This window comes from Bacillus sp. MN7755, from assembly GCF_054771475.1.
In genome coordinates this window covers 94,502-109,563 of the sequence record NZ_BTRL01000027.1, presented here as the reverse complement: position 1 = coordinate 109,563, position 15,062 = coordinate 94,502, and the positions used below count along the sequence as shown (strand labels likewise).

Genomic DNA, 15,062 nt, shown 5'->3' with positions numbered 1-15,062 from the left:
TAACAATTGGGGTGCAGTTCACTTTTACAGATGCTCTTCTTCATTACTTAATACGTAAATGTAATTGTCGCTAATGAATAATCTGCCATTGCACTATATGGTGCTACTTGATAAGATACACGCTTTGCACCTTTTGGCCAATTTATTTCATTTAACACTTTCTTTATATCTTGCATTGTTCCATCCATAGACTGCTTATATCGTACTTCTACCTTTTCTGGCTTAGAAGCGAATTGTTGCTGTAATTTTTTCTTAAATTCACTGTAATTGTCTGCTCCGTATTGTGCAGACAAATATTTTAAATTTGTTTCTTTTAACATTTGCTCATATGCTGCAGTTTTTGAACTACCAGCTTTTATTTTGTTTGTTAATTCATTAAAGTAACTTGTAGTTGCTGCTGGATATTTACTACGATCCCAGTCGTGATCTTTACTTAATTGCTCATCAGTCATATTAAAATATGAATATGTTACGCGCCCAGCTTTATCTGGTACTGGATCATCGAAAGTCGTATCAAGATGATACCATTTGTTTTCAATGTTCACCAAATTCCATGCATGAGCTTGTCCATTTCCTGTGCCTGTTACAATATGATTTTGGATACCCGCTTCTTTTAGCAATTCATATGTTAATAACGTATAGCCTTGGCAAACAGCAGAGCGATTCGCTAACGCTTCATATGCTGTATATGCTTGATAAGACGTGTCATACGATACATGTTTTACAACGTAATCATGAATCGCTTTTACTTTCTCATGCTCATCCATTCCTGGTTTTACAATCGAGCCGATAATTGCTTTTGCCTGAGATTTTACATATTGTGTTTGCTCTTTTGTTTCACGGTATTTCACTTGCAGTGTAAACGTATAGTTTCCTGGTAACCCTTTAATAGAATATCTAGTAGACGCTACATTATATTTTACATACTCATCCGCATCTACAATTTTATTAAACTCACCATACAATTGGTCCATAATATTTCTAGCATTTCTATCTTTTGTTTTATATGTGATTGTAATATTTTCTTCTCGATTATCAATCTGTTTTTTTAATTCTTTCCTAAAATCATTTAACAACTTTACATCTAATTGTGTTGTCACTGTAGTCGGATTCGTAGCTGCATAAGATACAGATGACGCCTGTAAGCCTCCCATTACTATAGTTGAACAAAGCAGGGTAGCTGTCACATACTTACTTGTCTTTCCCATCATGTCACTCCTTACATTCTATAACTATACGAAAAAGTATCGTATAGTTTCAGAGTATACAATACTTTTTCGTATAGGTCATATGAGATTATGCATATTTAACATTGTAAAAAGGTTGTTCTTTTTACAAGAACAACCTTCTTCATTAACAAGTTTGTAATACACAACATACATTTTCAAAACGTCGATTTTTCAAGTCTTCATTTCCTATACAGAAATAAAGCATCCCTAAATCTCCCCACATCATATTACAATTTTTAGTATCTGAATCAATTTGGAATAAAAGCGTCATTTGCTGCGGATCTATGTCCATATATTGTCCCGTCTCGTACAATACCTCATCTTGTACAGAGAATGGCTCACCAAACATTTGATGGTTATCGTAGTTATCTGGAATTAGCTCTTCAAGTAATTGCAAGAAACGATCTGAATCAGCCTCATCTTCAATGAAAAGCTCTGGCAATTTATACGTTAGTTCAAAAGTAGTTGCACACTGGTTATAATTCGTTTGCCATTCATCTGCTCTTCGTAATTGCTCTACAGGAACATCATAATAAAGTACACGCCCCGCTTCAGTTGGATTCACGTCTTCTTCAAAGTAATTTTCAATGCTGAAAAAGTATAACATTCCTGTCTTAGGTAGATTGTGATCTATACCAACATTTTGTAAATCATTTAAATTAAATTGAGCGATAAACTGTAACGGATTTCCTTTATGCGTTGGGTATTCAAATGCAGCTGGTAAATCAGGAACTCCTCCCATTTTTGAACTACCTATCGTAACGGTTTCCTCCTGCTTTGGCACAACTTTTATACAAGAAAATACAGTATTAATAAGTTCCTCTTTTAAATGTGTCAGCCCATATTTATCAATTAATACTTCAATTTGTTTATTCATAAATTCTCCTTATATTTACATACTTATTTGTATCATCGCACAAAAATTATACTCCATTCTTTGTAAAAACAACAAGCCTTCAAAAAAACGGGCTCTTCCTCCATACGCGAACAAGTTTAAAAAAGCATAGTATACATTGTTCCTACAAACACGATAGTTCATTATTTCTTCCAGTACATTTTCCCCTCGTTCATTTTTATTTTTAATTTAAGGAGGAATTCCACATGGGTTACGGATATAGTTGCTGTGGTTACGGATACGGTGGCGGCGGCGGTTGTGGTTATGGAGGTTTCGCTTTATTAATCGTTTTATTTATCCTTCTAATCATCATCGGAGCTAGCTGTTGGGGTGGCTTTGTAGGCTGCTAGTAAATTTAAAAACTATTGTAAAAAAGCACGTACAATACGTGCTTTTTTGCCATTTTCAAATTTTTTATTCGAAAGGAAGTATGATTAATGAAGATTGATGGTGTTTTTGAAGGAGGCGGTGTACGCGGAATTGCGCATGTAGGAGCAATTTGCGCGTTAGCTGAAAAAGGCTATGAATGGGAGCGTGTAGCTGGAACATCAGCTGGTTCCATTATTGCTGCGCTCCTAGCAGCAGGATATTCTTGTTCAGAGTTAAAAACGATTATAACTGATATTGATTATAATAAATTTACGAAGAGAACCTTCATTGACAGAATCCCGTTTATCGGAAAAGGATTAAGCGCATGGACTACTCTTGGTATTTACTCTAATATTTTTATAGAGGAATGGATTGAAGAATTGCTTCGAAAAAAAGGAGTTCACTTATTTACAGATTTACCTGATTTAAATAAGCTTAAAATTATCGCTTCTGATATAAGTAATGGTAAAATGGTTATCTTTCCTGATGACTTACCGAACTACGGATTTTTAAATTATCGCTTCTCTATTGCTAAAGCTGTAAGAATGAGTAGTACAATCCCCTTCTTTTTTGAACCAGTAAAATGGAGAACCCCTAAATGGAAGCAACCTTGTTATATGGTTGATGGAGGGATTTTAAGCAATTATCCAATTTGGATTTTCGACTCACCTACCTCTCCTCGCTGGCCGACTTTTGGATTTCATTTCGTAAAAAATGAGATCCAAGCTGACCCTGCCCACTATAATGAGCCTATCTCCATGTTCAAAGGACTATTTAAAACAATGATGCAAGCCCATGATTTACGTCATTTAGACAAAGAATCAAAAGCAAGGACAATTACAATTCCAACAGGGTCCATTACTAGTACAAACTTTGAGTTAACAAAGGAAGAAAAAGATTGGCTTTACAATTCTGGTTATAACGCCGCAAATAAGTTTTTACAATCGTGGAACTTCAGACAATATATTGATGAATATAGAAACGGAAATCAGGACCGAAAAACAAATCGGTATTTCCGTCAACTTGACTCATAATAATATTATTTTTCATACGAGAACACGTAACGCTTTCAAAAAAAATAAGCCTAGTAATATTATATATTACTAGGCTTATTTACTTCCTGTATAATTTATTATACGTTGGTTACGGATACGTTAACCCTTCAGTTTCCTCCGCAGTAATAACTGTGTATCGATTTCCTGTTCGTAATCCTAACAATTCCGCTTTTTCAATTGCCTCTTGCTTCGTCTCCGCATAAGCAGCTAAATATTTTTCTCCATTGATAATTTGGCAAATTACATATTGTTTCATTACTTTCTCCTCTTACTTTTTCATTAATTGTGCAAGTTTTTTTATACCTATTTCAATTTCTTCTAACGTTGCGTATGAATAGGATAGGCGCAAAAATTGATTTGCACTTCTATCATACAAAGTACCTGGATTTAATAAAATCTTTTCTTTCAAAGCTTTGTCAAATAAGCTACGGTTCGAAACGGGTACATTCATATGTAACCAAATATAAAAACCACCTGTCGGTTCATACCATGTTGCTATATCACGACAATATTTCTCTAACATTTGCAACATAAAATCTCTACTTTTTTTCAACTTAGTTCTTACAAACTGTAAATGTTCATCATACGATCCATCCGCAAACCATTCCGCTGCAATTTGCTGAGAAATAGAACTTGAACCATAATCTGTTTGCATTTTTATGTCTGCCAACCTTTGAATAACAGGCTCAGATCCAACAATCCATCCAATTCTTAATCCTGGACTAATGACTTTAGACATACTCCCGATATGTAGTACAATTCCGTTTTTATCATATGCTTTTAAAGGCTTTGAAACAGACTCATCAAACCATAAGTCTTGATATACCGCGTCCTCTATAATAGGCAATCCAATTTCATTACATATTTCCATCACTTCTATTCGTTTCTTCGCATTCATACTAAAGTTCGTCGGATTATGAAAAGACGGGATTGTATATAAAATAGATGCATTAAATTGCTTCTTATATTTTGTAATATATGATGTATTTAAACCGTTCTCATCCATTGGTATTCCAATGAAACGCATTCCTGCTGATTGAAAAACATTAAGCGAATATAAATAGGATGGTTTTTCTAATAAGATGGATGCCCCTTTTGGAAGAAGCCCCATAGAGATAAGTTGCAATGCTTGAATTGCTCCTGAAACAATTAATATAGAATCAGGAGTTACATAAATACCATGTCCTTTTAAATAGTCCGCAATCTTCTCCCTTAAAAAGAGATTTCCTTTCGGCTCTTCATAGCCAAGTGTCATCTTTGATCCTAAAAGCTTATTCATAATATCTTTCATCTTTTTTTCAGGTAAAAGACTTGGCGCGAGCTCACCTGTTCCTAAACGAATTACATGCGGACAAAATTCAGCTTGATTAATCTCTTGAATAGCAGGCAGATTCGGATAATGAAGTCCTGTTTCTACATAAGACTGCCAATTAGGTGGGGGTGCGTATGTTGAAGCATTCTCATTATTATTTACAACAATTGTTCCTTTTCTGCCATTCCCTTCAATGTATCCCTTTGCAACTAGTTCATCGAAAGCCATTACAATTGTGCTTCGATTCACACCAAATGTATATGCCAATTCTCTTTGTGAAGGTAATTTCGTTCCAACAGTCCATTCTCCATTAACGATTCTTTCTTTTATATACGTTTCTATTTGTTTATACAGAGGCATCGCTAGAGACATATTCGGTTTCCAAACGAATCTTTCCATCATATCACCTTATATTCTTTTTGGTTGGTAACCTCCCCAACCATATGGATGGATACAAATTTTCATTTCTTCTATACAATATACACTATCATAACGAATTAAAATAGGAGGTAATATGATGAGTGAAGCAATTATTCATGGTATCATTCTTGCATTTGGCCTTATCATTCCATTAGGAGTCCAAAATGTTTTCGTCTTTAACCAAGGTGCGAGCCAACCAAATATTTGGAGGGCAGCCCCTGTAGTATTAACTGCCTCTATATGTGATACGTTACTCATATTGATAGCGGTGCAAGGTGTCTCCCTTGTGCTTCTTACTTTTTCTTGGCTAACTAACTCGTTATATATAATTGGATTTTTCTTTCTCCTATACATGGGCTTTGTTATTTGGAGAAGTAACCCTTCCAACGATGTAAAACAAGAAAAAAGTATGCCCTTAAAAAAGCAAATCCTTTTCGCCGCATCGGTTTCGTTATTAAACCCACATGCAATTTTAGATACAATCGGTGTAATTGGAACAAATTCTATCCAATACATAGGAAACGAAAAATGGGCTTTCACACTTGCAACTATTATCGTTTCTTGGATTTGGTTTATAAGCTTAGCTTTAGCGGGGAAATTTCTAAAAAGACTAGACTCAACCGGAAAGACAATCGTATTATTAAATAAATTTTCTGGTCTCATCATATGGGGTGTCGCACTTTATATGTTAAAACAAGTTATTTATTCCTAATGAACGAAAGAGAATTGCATGTTACTGAAAACATCATGCAATTCTCTTACAAATTATGAAGTAGGTTCCGGTTTCTGTTTTACCGTCTTTGCATCTTTTGCTGGTTTAATCCAAATGATTGCTATAGCAGCACCGATCCCAGCGAATATACTTGTTAAATAAAATACTTCATGGTCAGCACCTTTCATGAAAAAAGAATATAGAGGTGGTCCAGCTGCTACACCGATAAATCGCATTGAACTATAAAATGACGTAACCGTTCCCCTTTGCTCCTTTTCAATTCCTTGTGTAATTAAAGCATCTAAACATGGGAGTGCCATACCAATTCCTATCCCCATAATAACGAGACAAAGAAGTAGTAAATAAATCCCTTTTATAAATAAAGGAATGATGACTGATGCAGCTGCCATTAAAAAACCAATATAAATACACTTCTTCATCATATTTTGATTATCTCCAATTTTTTTACCAGCCATATATGAACTAATTGACAGTACAAGTAACGGAATCGCAAGTAGACACCCTTTCCATATACCATGAATGTCATACTTTGATTCCAGTATAGTTGACAAATAAAAGAGAATTCCGAATAAAATAAGCATAATAATTGCACCTAATGCAAAAATGGCAATTAACCATCTTCCTTTTTCACGAAACGTAGCAAGAATTGATTTTATAAACTCTTTAAGTGGTGGTACTTCTCCTTCTTGTTTCTTTGCCTTTACTAGAACAAGTAATAAAACAATTGATACTACGCATAAAACTGGAATCGCCCAAAACGGTAAGAACCATACAATGGCAGCAAGAGCAGAACCTAAAATAGGGCTCAGCACTTTCCCAAATGTATTGGATGTTTCTATGATTCCTAAACCTGTACTAACTTGTTTTTCATCCTTGTATAAATCACCAACACACGGTATAACAACTGGCATTGCACCAGCAGCACCAATACCTTGAATCGCTCTACCAATCAATATCCAAGTGTAGGGATTATCAACTTTCCAAGATACCCAACCAGTTATCGCTCCTCCTATAGCCGCAATCAGCAAACTCGGAACCATTACCATCTTTCGCCCCCATCTATCTGATAAATAACCAGCAATCGGTATAAGTAAAATGGCTACAATAGAGTAAATTGTAATAATCATGGATACTTGAAACGATGAAATATGTAATTTTTTTTCGATAGTCGGTAGGATTGGAATGAGCATTGAATTCCCTAATGTCATAACAAGTGGAACTGATGCAAGCGCAATTAAACAACAGTTTTCTTTTTTTAACATGTCGGCTTCGGAACCTTTCATCATATATTTCTTACCATATAATAGCCCTGCTGGAACGTAATTGTTCATTCCACCAGGGCTATTACATCTTTACTACTTCCCATTTACAACAAAAGAAATTGGGGAAAATATAGTATTATTCCTATTCTTTGAATCCAGTTCGCAATATATCCATACCAATTAATTGAAAAAAAAAGAAAGGAAGAATCCTTCCTTTCTCCTATAACCTTCTACAATTAGCGAGTATATCCGCCACCAAGTTGTTGTTCTGCCATCGCTACTAGGCGTTTAGTGATTTCACCGCCTACAGAACCGTTTGCACGTGAAGAAGTGTCAGCGCCAAGTTGTACACCAAACTCTTGTGCAATTTCATATTTCATTTGATCTAAAGCCGCTTGTGCTCCATGTGATGCTAATTGATTAGAATTACGATTTCTAGCCATTACCAATCACCTCCTTATTTATATATAAATTGTGTTAAATTCGAATTAAGATACATGGTAATTTTTGGTTATTTTTCATTATAAAAAAAGAGTCTCTTAACGAGACTCTTTCACCATTTCACTTTACGAAGTTACTACTACCAAATTTCTATTTGTTAATACTTTCATTTCTTCTCTTAATATCTCTTTCGCGTTATGTCCAAACCATTCAAGTGAAGCGAAATGGTCAGTATCTCTCACTTCTTGAATAATCTCATCATAATTTACGATACCTTCAAATAATGGAACCATACCAGTACGACTTCCAGCTGCTGCATATACATTATTCGGTTCAAACACATGTAAATAATCTGCTGACGATATATTCTTAAAATGGTAATGTTGTATCCACGGCCTTAGTCGTTGGAAGCTGTCAACTGGATCTGCACCAGACTCCCATATATGAAGAAAATCAAGATTTATTTTCAAATTCGGATGATCTACTTCGCCTAATAGTTCCAAAGTAGAAGGCAACGTATCCGTTAACGTATTTGGATGTGTTTCTAAAAGTACATACATATTATGCTGAGCAAATAATTCACAAATCATGCGAATACGATTCACATACTCTTGTCTCTCTTGTTGCGAAAAATCTGCACTACCTTTTTGTCCAGCAAACGTACGAATTTTGTTCGTTTTAAACCAATTAGCTAGTATTGCAAGTTGTTCACATTTCTCTATCGTTTTTTCAAAATCTGCCGATAATGATATGTCTAAGTAATCACTTATCATCGTAATTTCTAAGGTTTTATCCTTTAAACAATTCAATTCTCGTTCTGTCGTTTCATACTCTTGTATATGCAAATTTTGCGCATGAGTCCCCCACAATTCAATTCCTTCAAAACCGTTTTCATATGCAAATTGAACAATATCAGTAAATGAAATTAATTGATGGCGAAATGAAATGGTACATAGTGAATATTTCATAGCTTTAAACTCCCTTGTCTTAAATTCAGTAAACTTTTTAAAGAGTTACGACAGACTGATTTATTTTTATAGCTTTCCAAGATAGAAATTGTTTCTCTAATTCCTCCTTAATTTGCAGTTCAATTGCATTCATTTCATCCAGCTTTTCAACAATTGATAATAACATACCTTTATTATTCGTCATTGCCATTTTAATTGCACGATACTGTACATTTGTAAATCCTTGTACAATATCTTCTACCCGATCACACCAATAATCAAATTCTCGCTCCGAATATTGCAACGTTTCACGGAAGTATGCAAAGGCATGTTCATAACTATATTTACGAATTGCAAGTACTGGTATTTGTTTTACTGCTGCTACAAGACCAGAAAGCGCATATCCATCTTCCTCATTTGCCATTTTTATAATTAAGTTTTTTAGCTCCATAGTCAGTTCATTGTCGTTCTTTTTGAATGTTTCTGTGAAATAACTAGCTACCATTTCTTGTGTTGGTTCTTTAATTCCTTCTACATCAATGAAATAGCCTCCACCAAATGGGTTATCTTGAACAGAGTGAAGCACTTTTTCTCTTTCCATATTCCCTTCCCAGCGAAAATCAGGATCTAGCATGAACCATTCTTCTTCTTTCTCTGTCTTCGATATCATTAAATAATGCGGAAATGGCTTTTGATGAAACTTATTTTCTCTCTCTGGTAATAGAGACATATCAACCATTACAATTACGAAACGATTTTCAGGCTTATTTTCTACTAATTCTAAAAACGTTTCTACATTGCTATCTTTATCTTTTGCATGATCATACCATTCGTTCACTTTAATACCGTATAATCTTTCATACCATAATAAATAATTATCATGGTTAATATTTTCGGAGTGATACGAAATAATGCCACCATCTGTTATATCAAAATCTCCATCCCATAAACCAAAATAAAATGGACGAAAATCTATATCACTTCGTCTTTTTATAATTTCACAAAAACAACTTACTAAACAATGCACTTTTATTGAAGTCATACTCTCATCCACTTTCCTAAAGGTTAGTTATTCACATTTATATCCTGTAACGGCTGTAACTCTTCCATAAAATCAAGCAAAGATCCTACAGTAAGAAATGCCTTTGGATCTACCTCATCCTCTGGAACGCATAGCTTTAAATCCATTTCTATGTATACAATGAGTTGTAACATCATTACCGAATCTATATATAAATCTTGATTTAAGTGCATCGTTTCTTCTAAATGCGTTATATTCTTCAGTTCCATTTTTTCTGTCATAATTTTTAATACGGCATTCTTTAATGCTTCCCGTCTCATGCTGTAACCTCTCCCATCTCTAGTAACTTTCTACTTACTTTTCCAGTTTTATTTTTCGGAATTTCAGTTACACTTTCAATTTCATGCGGAACTTTATAAGATGGTAAATGCTGCATACACCATTCTCTTATTTGCACGGGATCAATTTGAGAGATTACTTTCGCTTTAACAATTTCACCCATCACAGGATGTTTCCCTCGATATACAATTGCCTCTTGAACACCTTCCAATCGAAGCATTGTTTCTTCTACCTCTATAGGAAAGACTTTTAATCCTGAAACGTTAATCACATCATCCATACGCCCCATAAAATGAATGCCACGTTCAGATTTATACCCTAAATCTTTCGTAAAAATTTCCTTATCGTTCATTTTCACTACAATTTCTTCAGGCATATTTTCATCTGAACCTATGCTTATACTCGCATGAGATAGCGGATTTCCTAAATCTAAATGGCTTTTCATATCATGACATATACTAATACAACCTGCCTCAGAACAACCGTATTGTTGCATCATATATGTTGTCGTTTCTTTTAGTTTATAAAATAATGCTTCTGGTAAAGGCGCTCCGGATGTCATAATTTTATGAAACTGAAACGGTCCTTGCGGGAAACTCCCCATAATATGTAGCATAAGTGGTACTGCATATATGATATGTTTTTCTGTATTGCGAACGATATTTAATGCGAATTTAGGATTTTTATTCGTAATGATGATAGGCTTGCTTCCCCTCGTAATTGCAGATAACGTACCACATATTAGTCCGTATGAATGTGAAACAGGAGCCATAACAATCGGCACTTCATCCTCTTTGCAGTTTAAAGCTTCATTATAAGCAGTAATTTCTTTATCAACTTCCGTCCATGCTCTACGAATCAGTTTCGGTTCCCCAGTTGTTCCAGAACTATATTGCAATAAAGAAGGCTCTTCTAGTAAAAAATCCTCTACTTCTAGTTTTGTAAAATCTCTATATTCTTCATATAAAACCCCTATACAATTTGCACGCTTTGCCATTTCAATAGCCGTTTCTTTTGGCGTATCTTCATGTATAAGTAATACTGATGATTTCTTTTCTTTTAAGTAAAATACAAGCGTAATAATGTCAAATGGGTCCTTCAGACAAAGCGCAAATCTATTTCCTTCCGCTTCTTGAAATTGTTCCATTTCTTCGTAAACTTGTAATCTCAAATCAAAATCACTTTTGCTATACTCTTGTTTATTAACGATTAGCATAATTTCCCCCTGTAACAACTGATTTTTGTATGTTAAGTTGCCTTGCTCTATACAATGGATTTGGAACTTCATGAACTAGCGATTCCACATCCATATACAATCGACGCTTCGTTAATTGCTCCGCATAGAATGTAGGAGTGTATAGCTGAACACTTTCAAATCTATCTTTCAAATGTGGATATTTTCTAAAATGATTTTCAATTTCTTCAACCACTATCATCCAAAAACTTGCTTCTTTCCATTCATATTCATCCGCAAGTACGAAAGCTAATTCCCCTACATTAAATAAGAACAGTGCATCTAGTACCATCTCTTGTAAACATTCGATACGATCCATTTCAAAGAAATCATTCATTTTTCCATTCGCATACGTTTTATGCATTTTAGTAAAGTCCGGACATTTATTCATTTCTTTTAAGAATGGACGATAAAACTCAAGTCCTTCATGGAAATCCTTTAATGCAATACGGACAGGTAGCCCTTCTTTATGAACTAAAATCATATTTTGACCGTGTGATTCGAGTGAAATTCCGTGCTCTACAACAAGATGTAATACAGGTATTATCGCTTTTTGAATAAGTAATCGCAGCCAATTTTCTATCCCATATTTGTTTAACCATGCATCAATAACTGGTGTCCCATCTTTCTCTTTTGCATATAAGCCGTTAAAGGGAACTGCATCCTCTTGCTCATCTAAATAATTATGAACACTTTCACGCCAAATGCATCCTAATGAACCATATGTGGCTTTCTTATTCGTATCATACGTTACACTCGAAAATTCCTTTAACAAAATTACACGTGATTCATCCCTTAAATAAGAATCTTGACTTACGACATCACTTAACCAATTCGATATAGCTGGTGCACTCGCAACTGAATATGGTTTCAGCGTACGGAGTGTCGAAGTGTTAAGTATATTCAGCGATACCTTTACATATGGCCTCTTTGGATTCGTAACATTTCTTAACGTTCTCATAGATTGTTGCGCACAATAATCGTCCACTGATTCCCCTAAATAAATAATACTTTTATCCTGTATATACTCAGCGTAATTTGGAATGATGAAATTCTCCCATTGCCAAGGATGAACAGGTATAAACACGTACTGCTTTGGATCACATCCCGCACTGTGAATTCGTTCCTTATACGCTTCTAATTTGTGCTCGCCTACTTCATCTTTTAAAATTTTGTCATAAATCACTTCATTTTCATAACCTACAGCCGCATATTTCTTATGAGCTGCAATCCATATAAGTTTTATTGGCCTCATAAATTCATATCCATATTGAAAATTGTCACGATATTGAAACCCAATGCGTGCTTTATAGCTTGGATGATATGGGTGACCATCAATTAAATGGCTTTCAAAGTCATCGTATGATTTTTGAGTAAATTTCAACTTATTACGTCTTTCATATTGTGCAATCGTGTCTTTAAATATCGTTTGTTCTAATTCGTGAATAAAAGAATCTAATTTCGTTTGTTCTACGTTAACAACCCGAAAAACTTCTTCCAAAAATTGCGAAACTGATTGTATTTCTTGTTTTTCCTCTTGAACTCTTACTATTAATGAATCTATAGAGATACGTCCAAATGTCATTCGTTCTCTTCCGTAACATTCGTACGTGACACTTTTGTTTTCCTCATCAAGTCCTTGTATAAGAAAAAGAATTTGTTTTTCTTTTTCTATACGAACTGGTATAATGATCCCCTCATAAATTAACGACTCTACTAATTGACATAAAACTCTTCTTCGTACTGAAATGTAATCTTCTGACTCAAGCGCTTTCAATATTTTCGTATGATACATGTCCATTCTCATAACCTCCTCTACCTTACGAAAAATACCATTAATTGTATTACGTGAAATTTTAATACTATTTATGAACGAACAGCCACTTCTCTAACGAGCGGATTCTGTACCTGTACGTAAATTGCTTGTTCTAAAGGATTACTTAACTCGTCGACATCAAAAAATCTCGTTAATAAATTTGCTTTACATGCCAACTTATCCTCTTCCAACAATTCTCTTAAAAAGGTAGAAGGTTCACGATTATAAGGAAGGAACGATTCAAGTACAGATCTTAATTCCGTGAGAAGAATTTCCTCCTTAATTAATCCAGCTGTACCAAATCCGTTAATGAGTCCAAACATATGATTAAAAATTAAGTAGTAACGAAATCTTTCATCTACAATATAGTCGTCATACAAATTTCCAGTACGTTCTCCAATACCAGCTAACTCATTATTAAGCATTTCTTTCATTGAATTACAGAAATAAAAACCTTGATTATCACGGAAATAATATTTGACCGGATAACCGTCCTTTAGCTGAACAACGCTATTTTGCTGATGAGCTTCTAATGCAACACCATACTGTAAATACATCCATACCATCGGCTTTAAAGAAATATTCATATATCGTCTAAACCACTCTAAACTTACTTCTTCACAACTTCTACTTTCTAAATCTGCTAGGCGGTGAATAATATTTGATAAGCGAGTACGTTCTCCAGGTATAGCATCTTGAACTAGCCCAGCAATTAATGTAGCGTCATTGACATGTTCGCTATAAAAAGGATTCTCTCGTATAATTACTTCAAATCCTGATTCTTGTGTTCCATAATTTAATGTAATAAATGCTGGATCACAAATAAAATCAAAGCCGGGAAACTTTTCTAGTACTTCACCAATAGCCGTATTTAACATTTCCTTCCCTTCAAGACCACTCTCAAGTTCCTTCAATTTATTAATGCGCATTGAATTTGTTACTTTTACCGGAAATGAAAACTTAAGCATATACTTTGAATCGGGATGATATAACGTCCTAAGTGATGATGTTGCCATATAATACTTACCAGCAGGACCAATATATTCAAGTACTCCTTGATCTATCCAATCCTGGACGTAAGATTGGTGTAATAACCATTCTGCCTGAAGCGGATGAATTGGAATTAATGAATATTCATCTTTATTACAATACTTTAAGATAAATTCCTTACTAACCATCTCATCATTACGTAACTCTTCTTTTAAAATTACTGTTGTAGAATCTAATAATAATGATTTTTCATTCACTATACTTTTATGTGCCCGAAAATAATGCAGCTGGCATTCTCCTTTTAATTCTGGAGAATACATTGCACTTTTCCAATCCAATATACCTTGTCTACTCTTTGGTGTAGGGTGAGTTAAATGTCCAAATAATAAAGACTGCTCCGCCTCTATAAAAGTTGTATGGAAACCGTATAATGCAGATGTGTCTTCTATTCTCGCTTTTGTAAATCCCTCAATATTTTGACAACTACGAATAACTCGAAGCATAAGTTCAGCAGGATTCGTCCCTTCTCCGTAGTTGATAGACATCTCTTTTATTAAGAAAGTAATAACTGTTACGTAATCTGCTTTAATAACAGAATTACTATCTCCAATTTGATAATAAAATTGTTCTCCAAACAAATGGCGATCTGTTGATGATTTATAAATAACTTCTCCATACAAAGTAACGTTCTGTGCCGATAGCCGACAACATAAATATGTGGGGACTGTATCTCTATTCAACGTATTACTGAAGATACTTTCCATTCCTTCATCCTCTGTAATCCATTCTCCACTCCCTGTTTCTCTTAAATAACAGTTTAAAAAGCTTTGTAATGTTGCATGTTCTGCGATTTGTTTCGCATGCTGCATACTGGTCCTCCTCTTTATATTAAAGCTATCGAAATTTTATATAATAAACGATAATTGAATGTCGTTATCAATTATGATTCTAATTGATAATGATATTCAATTCAAGAGTATATTTCAGAATTTTTTTATG

The 15,062-nt window shown here is 34.4% G+C and carries 15 protein-coding genes; 3 read left to right on the top strand and 12 right to left on the bottom strand.

Translation table 11 applies throughout. The features are described 5' to 3' along the window. Nucleotides 1–47: 47 nt before the first annotated feature. Together ACYVEC_RS26885 and ACYVEC_RS26880 are read right to left on the bottom strand one after the other, a co-directional pair. Nucleotides 48–1,208 (bottom strand): transglutaminase domain-containing protein, encoded by a 1,161-nt coding sequence (locus tag ACYVEC_RS26885; RefSeq protein ID WP_275719592.1) that lies wholly within the window; start codon nt 1,206–1,208, stop codon nt 48–50. A gap of 145 nt (nt 1,209–1,353) precedes the next feature. Beyond that, nucleotides 1,354–2,106: a YwqG family protein gene (locus tag ACYVEC_RS26880; RefSeq protein ID WP_199678269.1), complete on the bottom strand. Its 753-nt coding sequence runs from the start codon at nt 2,104–2,106 to the stop codon at nt 1,354–1,356. A 224-nt stretch (nt 2,107–2,330) separates the two neighbouring features. Between ACYVEC_RS26880 and ACYVEC_RS26875 the strand changes: the two genes are divergently transcribed. Both ACYVEC_RS26875 and ACYVEC_RS26870 read left to right on the top strand, forming a co-directional pair. Continuing rightward, nucleotides 2,331–2,474, top strand: a complete 144-nt coding sequence (locus tag ACYVEC_RS26875; protein WP_000540420.1) for a YjcZ family sporulation protein — start codon at nt 2,331–2,333, stop codon at nt 2,472–2,474. Between the two features lie 87 nt (nt 2,475–2,561). After that, nucleotides 2,562–3,527 (top strand): patatin-like phospholipase family protein, encoded by a 966-nt coding sequence (locus ACYVEC_RS26870; RefSeq protein ID WP_063221722.1) that lies wholly within the window; start codon nt 2,562–2,564, stop codon nt 3,525–3,527. A 109-nt stretch (nt 3,528–3,636) separates the two neighbouring features. Here the strand turns inward: ACYVEC_RS26870 and ACYVEC_RS26865 are convergent, their stop codons facing one another. Next, nucleotides 3,637–3,804, bottom strand: coding sequence for a DUF3933 family protein (locus ACYVEC_RS26865; RefSeq protein WP_063221723.1), 168 nt, complete (start codon nt 3,802–3,804; stop codon nt 3,637–3,639). A 12-nt stretch (nt 3,805–3,816) separates the two neighbouring features. Further along, nucleotides 3,817–5,259, bottom strand: coding sequence for an aminotransferase-like domain-containing protein (locus tag ACYVEC_RS26860; protein WP_275719593.1), 1,443 nt, complete (start codon nt 5,257–5,259; stop codon nt 3,817–3,819). Between the two features lie 118 nt (nt 5,260–5,377). Between ACYVEC_RS26860 and ACYVEC_RS26855 the strand changes: the two genes are divergently transcribed. Beyond that, nucleotides 5,378–5,992: a LysE/ArgO family amino acid transporter gene (locus tag ACYVEC_RS26855; RefSeq protein WP_063221724.1), complete on the top strand. Its 615-nt coding sequence runs from the start codon at nt 5,378–5,380 to the stop codon at nt 5,990–5,992. Between the two features lie 53 nt (nt 5,993–6,045). Here ACYVEC_RS26855 and ACYVEC_RS26850 read toward each other — a convergent pair whose 3' ends face one another. From ACYVEC_RS26850 to asbA, 8 genes are all read right to left on the bottom strand, one after another. After that, complete coding sequence (locus tag ACYVEC_RS26850; protein ID WP_063221743.1) at nt 6,046–7,275, bottom strand: MFS transporter; 1,230 nt, start codon at nt 7,273–7,275, stop codon at nt 6,046–6,048. A 236-nt stretch (nt 7,276–7,511) separates the two neighbouring features. After that, nucleotides 7,512–7,718: an alpha/beta-type small acid-soluble spore protein gene (locus tag ACYVEC_RS26845; protein ID WP_000113545.1), complete on the bottom strand. Its 207-nt coding sequence runs from the start codon at nt 7,716–7,718 to the stop codon at nt 7,512–7,514. A 123-nt stretch (nt 7,719–7,841) separates the two neighbouring features. Continuing rightward, nucleotides 7,842–8,684 carry a petrobactin biosynthesis 3-dehydroshikimate dehydratase AsbF gene (asbF, locus tag ACYVEC_RS26840; RefSeq protein ID WP_063221725.1) on the bottom strand — a complete coding sequence of 281 codons (843 nt, stop codon included), beginning with the start codon at nt 8,682–8,684 and terminating at the stop codon, nt 7,842–7,844. Between the two features lie 37 nt (nt 8,685–8,721). Further along, nucleotides 8,722–9,705: a DUF6005 family protein gene (locus ACYVEC_RS26835; protein WP_063221726.1), complete on the bottom strand. Its 984-nt coding sequence runs from the start codon at nt 9,703–9,705 to the stop codon at nt 8,722–8,724. Between the two features lie 23 nt (nt 9,706–9,728). Beyond that, nucleotides 9,729–10,004, bottom strand: coding sequence for a petrobactin biosynthesis protein AsbD (asbD, locus tag ACYVEC_RS26830; RefSeq protein WP_063221727.1), 276 nt, complete (start codon nt 10,002–10,004; stop codon nt 9,729–9,731). Continuing rightward, nucleotides 10,001–11,239 carry an AMP-binding protein gene (locus ACYVEC_RS26825; protein WP_275719594.1) on the bottom strand — a complete coding sequence of 413 codons (1,239 nt, stop codon included), beginning with the start codon at nt 11,237–11,239 and terminating at the stop codon, nt 10,001–10,003. The genes asbD and ACYVEC_RS26825 overlap by 4 nt, the downstream gene beginning before the upstream one ends. Further along, on the bottom strand, nt 11,226–13,064 hold the full coding sequence (locus ACYVEC_RS26820; RefSeq protein WP_275719595.1) for an IucA/IucC family protein: 1,839 nt from the start codon (nt 13,062–13,064) through the stop codon (nt 11,226–11,228). The genes ACYVEC_RS26825 and ACYVEC_RS26820 overlap by 14 nt, the downstream gene beginning before the upstream one ends. Before the next feature lie 59 nt (nt 13,065–13,123). Beyond that, nucleotides 13,124–14,932: a petrobactin biosynthesis protein AsbA gene (gene asbA / locus ACYVEC_RS26815; RefSeq protein WP_275719596.1), complete on the bottom strand. Its 1,809-nt coding sequence runs from the start codon at nt 14,930–14,932 to the stop codon at nt 13,124–13,126. Nucleotides 14,933–15,062: the final 130 nt, after the last annotated feature.

Coding starts and splice junctions, on each gene's coding strand:
- ACYVEC_RS26885 (WP_275719592.1), bottom strand. CDS start 1,208: ATGGGAAAGACAAGTAAGTATGTGACAGCTACCCTGCTTTGTTCAACT.
- ACYVEC_RS26880 (WP_199678269.1), bottom strand. CDS start 2,106: ATGAATAAACAAATTGAAGTATTAATTGATAAATATGGGCTGACACAT.
- ACYVEC_RS26875 (WP_000540420.1), top strand. CDS start 2,331: ATGGGTTACGGATATAGTTGCTGTGGTTACGGATACGGTGGCGGCGGC.
- ACYVEC_RS26870 (WP_063221722.1), top strand. CDS start 2,562: ATGAAGATTGATGGTGTTTTTGAAGGAGGCGGTGTACGCGGAATTGCG.
- ACYVEC_RS26865 (WP_063221723.1), bottom strand. CDS start 3,804: ATGAAACAATATGTAATTTGCCAAATTATCAATGGAGAAAAATATTTA.
- ACYVEC_RS26860 (WP_275719593.1), bottom strand. CDS start 5,259: ATGGAAAGATTCGTTTGGAAACCGAATATGTCTCTAGCGATGCCTCTG.
- ACYVEC_RS26855 (WP_063221724.1), top strand. CDS start 5,378: ATGAGTGAAGCAATTATTCATGGTATCATTCTTGCATTTGGCCTTATC.
- ACYVEC_RS26850 (WP_063221743.1), bottom strand. CDS start 7,275: ATGTTAAAAAAAGAAAACTGTTGTTTAATTGCGCTTGCATCAGTTCCA.
- ACYVEC_RS26845 (WP_000113545.1), bottom strand. CDS start 7,718: ATGGCTAGAAATCGTAATTCTAATCAATTAGCATCACATGGAGCACAA.
- asbF (WP_063221725.1), bottom strand. CDS start 8,684: ATGAAATATTCACTATGTACCATTTCATTTCGCCATCAATTAATTTCA.
- ACYVEC_RS26835 (WP_063221726.1), bottom strand. CDS start 9,705: ATGACTTCAATAAAAGTGCATTGTTTAGTAAGTTGTTTTTGTGAAATT.
- asbD (WP_063221727.1), bottom strand. CDS start 10,004: ATGAGACGGGAAGCATTAAAGAATGCCGTATTAAAAATTATGACAGAA.
- ACYVEC_RS26825 (WP_275719594.1), bottom strand. CDS start 11,239: ATGCTAATCGTTAATAAACAAGAGTATAGCAAAAGTGATTTTGATTTG.
- ACYVEC_RS26820 (WP_275719595.1), bottom strand. CDS start 13,064: ATGAGAATGGACATGTATCATACGAAAATATTGAAAGCGCTTGAGTCA.
- asbA (WP_275719596.1), bottom strand. CDS start 14,932: ATGCAGCATGCGAAACAAATCGCAGAACATGCAACATTACAAAGCTTT.